The organism is Deltaproteobacteria bacterium (assembly GCA_005879795.1).
Lineage (GTDB): Bacteria > Desulfobacterota > Binatia > DP-6 > DP-6 > DP-6.
Genome location: VBKJ01000247.1, coordinates 1 through 1,044 on the forward strand (window position 1 = coordinate 1; position 1,044 = coordinate 1,044).

Below are 1,044 nucleotides of genomic sequence, written 5' to 3' on the forward strand. Positions count from 1 at the left end.
GCGGTAGTTGAGGAGCCGCGCCGCCTCGTGGCGCACCCGCAGCTCGGCGAGCTTCCGCCGCACGTCGGCGTCGCCCGCCAGGCCTGCAGCCTTCACGTGCTCGACCAGCAGCGCGATCACCCGCCCGGCGCGCGCGTAGCGCGCGACCCCGATGCGCTCGAAGGTGAGGCCGATGGTCACGATCTCCCAGCCCTGGCCCTCGGCGCCGAGCAGGCAGTCGCGCGGCACCCGGACCTCGTCGAAGAACATCTCGTTCAGCTCGTGCGGGCCCGCCATGCTGTCGATCGGCCGCACGGTGATGCCGGGCGTGCGCATGTCGACGAGCAGGATCGAGAGGCCCTCGTGCCGGCGCGCCGCCACGCCCGTGCGCGCGAGGAGGAAGCACCAGTCCGCCGGCGCGTCGGCGTAGCTGCTCCAGAGCTTGTTCCCGTTCACGACCAGATGATCCCCGCGCGCCTCGGCGCGGGTGGCGACCGCGGCCAGGTCCGAGCCCGCGCCGGGCTCGGAGAAGCCCTGCGTCCAGAGCACGTCGCCCGCCGCCATCGGGGGCAGGAAGCGGCGCTTCTGCGCCTCGCTGCCGAAGCGCATGATGCACGGCCCGATGTAGTTGAGGTTCATGTACTGCGGGCCGCGCGGCTCGTCGTGCGCCCACATCTCCTCGCGCAGGATCGCCTGCTTCCAGACGCTCGCCTCCTGACCGCCCCACTCGCGCGGCCAGCTCATGGTGAGCCAGCCACGGGCCGCGAGCTTCCGGCAGAAGGCGCGCGTGAACGGGATCGCGCGCGGGTCGTCGACGAACATGCCGCGCCACCAGTCGGGAAGCTCCTCGGCCAGGAACGCGCGCAGCTCGGCCCGGAAGCGCTCCTCGTCCTCGGTGAACGCGAAGTCCATGCTACGGCGCGACGGGGAGGATGCCGCCATCGACGCCGAACGTGGCGCCGGTGATCCAGCTCGCGCGCGGCGAGGCGAGGAAGACGACGAGCCCGGCGACGTCCGCCGGCTCGCCCATGCGGCCGGCGGGGATCGGGCGCGCGCGCAGCGTCT

2 protein-coding genes are annotated in these 1,044 nt (G+C 73.4%); both read right to left on the bottom strand.

All coding sequences use genetic code 11. The features are described from left to right. Nucleotides 1–891 (bottom strand): acyl-CoA dehydrogenase (locus E6J59_19640; protein ID TMB15942.1); only part of this gene is annotated, 891 nt, incomplete at its 3' end. A 1-nt stretch (nt 892) separates the two neighbouring features. Beyond that, a partial coding sequence (locus E6J59_19645) for an SDR family oxidoreductase (GenBank protein TMB15943.1) occupies nt 893–1,044 on the bottom strand: 152 nt, incomplete at its 5' end.